The sequence below is a fragment of the Rahnella perminowiae genome (assembly GCF_019049755.1).
Lineage (GTDB): Bacteria > Pseudomonadota > Gammaproteobacteria > Enterobacterales > Enterobacteriaceae > Rahnella > Rahnella perminowiae.
Map to the genome: position 1 here is coordinate 1 of NZ_JAFMOS010000348.1, position 5,599 is coordinate 5,599.

At 50.4% G+C, this 5,599-nt stretch carries 5 protein-coding genes and 1 pseudogene; 4 read left to right on the plus strand and 2 right to left on the minus strand.

Going from position 1 to position 5,599, the window contains the following annotated elements:
- Positions 1-19: 19 nt before the first annotated feature.
- Entirely contained in the window at positions 20-457 is a 438-nt protein-coding gene (locus J1785_RS03865; RefSeq protein ID WP_217218857.1) for a GNAT family N-acetyltransferase, read from the plus strand.
- Positions 458-648: 191 nt separating this feature from the next.
- Here the strand turns inward: J1785_RS03865 and J1785_RS03870 are convergent, their stop codons facing one another.
- On the minus strand, positions 649-1,746 hold the full coding sequence (locus J1785_RS03870; RefSeq protein WP_015697048.1) for an alkene reductase: 1,098 nt from the start codon (positions 1,744-1,746) through the stop codon (positions 649-651).
- A 119-nt stretch (positions 1,747-1,865) separates the two neighbouring features.
- Between J1785_RS03870 and J1785_RS03875 the strand changes: the two genes are divergently transcribed.
- A complete protein-coding gene (locus tag J1785_RS03875) occupies positions 1,866-2,795 on the plus strand; it encodes a LysR family transcriptional regulator (RefSeq protein WP_015697049.1) in 930 nt (309 codons plus the stop codon).
- A gap of 367 nt (positions 2,796-3,162) precedes the next feature.
- On the opposite strand, the gene J1785_RS03880 is transcribed toward J1785_RS03875, so the two are convergent.
- Positions 3,163-4,092 (minus strand): alpha/beta hydrolase, encoded by a 930-nt coding sequence (locus J1785_RS03880; RefSeq protein ID WP_015697051.1) that lies wholly within the window; start codon positions 4,090-4,092, stop codon positions 3,163-3,165.
- A 121-nt stretch (positions 4,093-4,213) separates the two neighbouring features.
- Here J1785_RS03880 and J1785_RS03885 point away from each other — a divergent pair, with 121 nt between their 5' ends.
- Positions 4,214-5,122, plus strand: coding sequence for a LysR family transcriptional regulator (locus J1785_RS03885; RefSeq protein WP_015697052.1), 909 nt, complete (start codon positions 4,214-4,216; stop codon positions 5,120-5,122).
- Positions 5,123-5,311: 189 nt separating this feature from the next.
- A pseudogene (locus J1785_RS03890) lies at positions 5,312-5,599 on the plus strand (RES family NAD+ phosphorylase); the annotation flags it as partial.

Here is a 5,599-nt window from a genome sequence, read left to right on the forward strand (position 1 = left end):
ATTTAAAAGGACATTTGAAATGAATAGCTTTGTCGAGGGGATAAATTTAGAAGTCTGCGCCAATCCAAATGCGGAACAATTACTTCCTATTGAAGAAGGTTTGAACAGTTTCAATGATTTAATGACGGGGATGAGTGATCGTCAGCAATTATCTGTATTGGTAAAATCAAATGAAACTGGTGAAATATTAGGCGGAATGCAAGGGCGCTCTTCGTTAGGCCTACTTTTTATAGACCTTTTCTATCTTCCACCGGAGTTGCGGAATATGGGGGTTGGTACAGAAATACTTAACCGCTTCGAAGAGGAAGGAAGAAAAAGGGGATGCACTTCGGCATTCTTATACACAATTAGCTTTCAGGCCCCTGATTTCTATAAAAAGCACGGTTGGCAAGAATTCGGACGTATTGGCTGCAAACCCGAAGGAACAAGCCGTATCTTTATGAAAAAGTCTTTATAAAAGGTCCGCTGCTCGCTCTCAGCAGACCTTCAGCGTCACGTGTTTGTCTGCTGGTCAGGAGCGGACGTCACCAACAATTGAGTGTGCTACTCATAAGGGAGCAGATCAGACGAACTCAAAAATAGTTGTCGGGACCCTTAGCGAGCATGCGGATAGGATGCATTTCAGATGCATTTCTGTTTCAGGGAAGCTTAATCCACGTGATACGTGGGATAATCTATATAACCTGCATCTCGCCCGGTATAGAACGTATCCTTATCAGGAATAGCTATCGGCCACCCATTTTTCATGCGTTTAACGAGATCAGGATTGGCTATGAAAGGACGCCCAAATGCGATTAAGTCGGCATAACCTTCTCTGAGTGCCAGTTCTGCACGCTCCTGTGTATAGCTGCCCGCGACGATGAGGGTACCTTCGTAGGCCTCGCGAAACTTTGTCAGAAAGCCAGCAGGAATGGCCTGAGCTCCCAGAGATTCCTGATCGCTCAAATGCACATATGCGAGATGTCGACGACGCAGTTCGATACCCAAAGATAACCAGGTATCCTGCTCATCATCAAAGCCATGCATATCCTGCAGGCGGCCAAAGGGTGCAATACGGATACCTGTCAGATGACTCCCGATGGCTGCAGAGACGGCATCCACCGTTTCCAGCGTAAACCGCAGGCGATTAGCAATATTACCTCCATAGCGGTCTGTCCTGTCGTTAAGTCCACCATTGATAAATTGCTCGAAGATGTAGCCGTTAGCCGCGTGGATCTCCACACCGTCAAAACCCGCCTCGATAGCATTTTTAGCCGCCCGAACGAAATCCTGTGTCACCCGCGGGACTTCATCCGTTGCTAATGCGCGGGGCTGGCTGTGAAATACGCGTACAGACTGACAGTTATCACCGGGAATGTGAGTGGTGCAGCCTTCTGCAACGCGTGAGACGGAGCTGACCGGTGCCTGCCCATCAGGCTGGTGAGCAATGTGAGAGGAACGACCTACGTGCCAAAGCTGGATGAATATTCTCCCACCTTGCGCATGTACTGCCTCAGTCACCTTTTTCCAGCCCTCTATCTGTTCGTCAGTGTAAATTCCCGGCGTGTAAGCCTGTCCACGGCCTTCCATTGAAACAGGTGAACCTTCGGAAACAATTAAACCTGCTGTTGCGCGCTGGCGATAGTAGGTGACCATACTGTCAGTGGGAACATGGTCATAGGCCCGCGATCGGGTCATTGGTGCCATAACGACACGATTATTAAGCTTTATTCCATTCATTGTATAGATATTCAGTAACTCGCTCATTCTGTCTCCTGAAGCCATTTCATGGTAAAAATCTGTTAGCAACGATCTTATCCTTATTTGAAGGCCATGATTACCTGGGCAAAAAGACCCTCAGTGTTGAGATAAAGGAACCAATATTTGTGACGGCACAACTCAATGGCGTACAGGAATTTACTGAAGTCGTCAGAAAAGGCAGTTTCGTTGCTGCAGCTGAGGGTTTAGGCGTGACGCGTTCTGCACTCAGCAAAAGCATCAAGCGTCTGGAAATTCGGCTGGGGGTTCGCTTACTCAACCGCAGTACGCGAAGCCTGTCGCTGACACCGGAAGGTGAGATCTATTTCAATCGCTGCACTGTTGCTCTGGATATGATTTCAGATGCCGAAAGCAGAATAGAGGCGGGGATAGTCGAGCCGTCTGGACTGATGCGGCTGACGGTTCCCGTGGCCTTTGGGCACCTTTTCATTATGCCCTTACTCAATATCATGGCGTTAAAATACCGGGCCCTGAATATCGAAGTTGATTTCAGCGATCGGGTTCGCGACCCCGCGACAGACGGCTTTGACCTTGCACTGAGGCTTGGCCCCCTGCCTGACTCAGGTGATTTGGTTGCCACCCGCCTGGGCGAGCAAAGGCTTATCATTTGTGCCTCAGCGGGCTATCTGGAACGAGCAGGCATCCCCATTGATCTTCGTGAGCTTTCATCACACAGATGCATTTCAGGGTTACCATCAGACGGGCAAACTTACTGGCTAATCCGGGGCAAAGAGGGGCACGTTGTAAGACATGTTGTTTCCTCAGCCTACCGTTTTAATAATGGTCAAGCCATGCTGGAAGCGGCTATCGCAGGATGTGGGGTGACGCAACTTCCGGACTGGTTATGCGGTGATGCCATCAAAAAGGGGCAGCTTCGTGCAATTCTACCCACCTTTCAGGCACCGCCCACCCCCATTTCTGCAATGTGGCCCAGGACTCACACGGTGCTTCCTAAAGTGAGAGCCTTGATTGAAGAACTGAAAAAAGAGTTGCCGGCACTGTTAACGAGCGCGCAGCGTTCATCTGTTACGAGATAATGAGATATCAGTGCCTGATACATCAGCGACCGCAAGCCTGCCAGAATTATATTCGCTCAAGCATATTGACCAATGATTGTGAGCGTCTGTTTCCATTCTTGCCCGGTAATGAGCACCGTAGATTTCACCCCCCTGAGTCATACGTTTTCTCCTGGATAATCCGGCCTATTATCAGGAAGGCCGACTGGTTAACCTTCAAGCGGCATAATAATAAAGCCGAAGGTCAGGCGGCCCAGGCGGAATACGCGCTTATATGCGCTATGTGAGGCAAGATCCGGCGGATAAGTGAGTTGTATCTGTAAATGGGGGATTTTCACTCCTGACGGGCGCAGTCAGTCGCGCCCGTTATTTAGTTCATCATTGATGATTACTTCGCAGCATCCCGCAGGACCTGCTTCATAAAGGCGACGGAGCTCTCCAGAGCCTGCACTGCTTCTGGCTGCAGCGTGGAGAAGAAATGCCAGGCGTGGAACATACCCGGCCAAACCTCCAAATTTACGCGAACCCGGTTATCACCCAGATGAGTTGCGAGCCGCATCGCGTCGCTCAGCATCAGTTCATTCTCGCCAATCTGAACCAGCACCGGCGGCAGACCCGTCACATCCGCAAACACCGGTGATGCCATTGGGTGATTAGGTAACGCATCGCCCAGGAAGGTGCGTGCCAGGAAATCCAGGCCGGCCTTGGTGTTCAGAGGATCAAGACCTTCCCGGTTGGTCATGGAGACGCCCGTATGCTCAAGGTTGGCCCATGGGGAAATGGAAACACCGCCGGCCGGAAGTGGCAGGCCTTTATTACGTGCAGCTACCATAATGGTAACCACCATTGCTCCGCCCGCAGACTCGCCCGCCAGTAAGATTTTGCTGGCATCAAAGCCCTGTTCAATCAACCACTCATACGCACGAACGGTATCGGTAACGGGCGTGGGGAAAGGATACTCCGGTGCCAGACGGTAATCCGGCATGTAAACCCGTGCGCCCAGCATGCTGGCGTAGTTACCACCAATACCGTGATAGCCCGCCGGTTCGCCGACAATATAAGCCCCGCCGTGGATGTACATAACGATGGCATCAGTTTCAAGTTTGTCAGGCGTCACCAGCGTGCCCGGTACGCCCCCCATGTCGACTTCAGTAAAACTGATACCGGAAGGTGCAGGATTTTTAGCCAGCATACGGGTATAGGCGTCACGTACCTCACTCATAGGCGTTACGGTATCCTCACCCGTAAGGATTGGACCCAGGCCGGCCAGGCTTTCTGACCATTCTTTTACGGCTTGTTTGGTTTGTTGATTCAGCATTTTTATTCCTGTTTGTATTTGCGTTAAAAAATAACAGGAACCTATAGTATATAAACATTTAGGGAATGTGCTTCCCGTATCAGGGTGCGTTAAAGCCCGTATTAAAGGAGATAAATTAAGCATGGAGATCAACAGCATTGGTGATATCGCCGCATTCGTCGCGGCTGTAAAAGCCGGGAGTTACACCCACGCAGCGGGTTCCCTCGGGCTCACTCGTTCTGCCATTGGCAAGAGTATTGTCAGGCTCGAAACGCGTATGGGTGTTCGTCTCCTTAACCGTACCACCCGGAGTCTGAGTCTGACTGATGAAGGGAGGGTCATGTTCGACCGTTGCCGACAGATACTGGATGACCTGGAAGAGGTCGATGCCGCCATGGCCATGCGCAGGGGGAAACCAACGGGGACTCTCCGGCTGAGTGCTCCGCTTTCTTTTGGGCAGCGCCATATCCTTCCCATTCTGGATGTTTATCTGAAAAAGTGGCCGGAACTTCGTGCGGAGGTGTCCTTTAGCGACAGGTTTGTTGATCTTATTGAAGAAGGCTTTGATATTGCCATTCGCATCGGTGAACCCCGCGATGACTCGCGCATTCTTACCCGAACGATTGCTTCGCAGCACATTGTCACTTGTGCATCTCCAGAATATTTGTCCTCACGGGGCGTTCCAGAAACGCCCGCAGACTTAACCGGGCATGACACTATTTTTCTTCTGAGTGCAGAAAAGAGACGCAGCTGGCGGTTTGCGACTCCGGAAGGTACTTTTGTGTATGAAGGACCCGGGCGGCTAAACCTCGACAGTTCGGAAGCCATGCGGGCATCGGCAATTTCCGGATTTGGTATCGTTCACTTACCGACCTATTTGCTAGGGGAGGATTTACGTAGTGGTAAGCTGATACCGGTGCTTGAGGAGTATCCTTTCCCTCCGGAACCTATTCGGCTCATTTATCCCAGTAAACGACATTTATCCCCGCGAATTCGGGCCTTTATTGACCTGCTTGTGGAAAGCTGGGAGCAAGGTTTACCTTGGGAATAAAGTATATCCAAACGCAGTTGTCCGGCTACATTTTCAGGCACAATGTCCGCTCCTCGCTCGCAGCAGACCTTCAGCGTCACGTGTTTGTCTGCTGTGTGCCAGAAGTGGACATTTTGTAACATTGGATATGCACTATCGGACAGATTACCTTCTTCGTATAAGGCACATTTGTTAATTCTGCGAGGTTATATGAATCAGGCCGACAAGAAATTTTTAAGAAGAATGAGTGGATATTTTTTTCGCACTGTACGCATAGATAAACTGGCTCATGTCCTTGATCTGCCAGGACCAGAAAGTAGCGGACGGTATCATCGCCCTGGACAGCCTATACTCTACATGAGTCCGGAAATAGAATGGTCAATAAGGGCTGTGTCCGGGTATATGCGGGCTGACGGAATTCGACGCGTAGTTGTTCCACTCTATATCGACGAGGCGTTTGTCTTGGATCAGAATGATGAACTAGCTAGTAGTGTGTTG

Excerpts from the sequence above, each read along its gene's own strand:
- J1785_RS03885 (WP_015697052.1), top strand. The coding sequence starts at position 4,214 with ATGGAGATCAACAGCATTGGTGATATCGCCGCATTCGTCGCGGCTGTA.
- J1785_RS03880 (WP_015697051.1), bottom strand. The coding sequence starts at position 4,092 with ATGCTGAATCAACAAACCAAACAAGCCGTAAAAGAATGGTCAGAAAGC.
- J1785_RS03865 (WP_217218857.1), top strand. The coding sequence starts at position 20 with ATGAATAGCTTTGTCGAGGGGATAAATTTAGAAGTCTGCGCCAATCCA.
- J1785_RS03870 (WP_015697048.1), bottom strand. The coding sequence starts at position 1,746 with ATGAGCGAGTTACTGAATATCTATACAATGAATGGAATAAAGCTTAAT.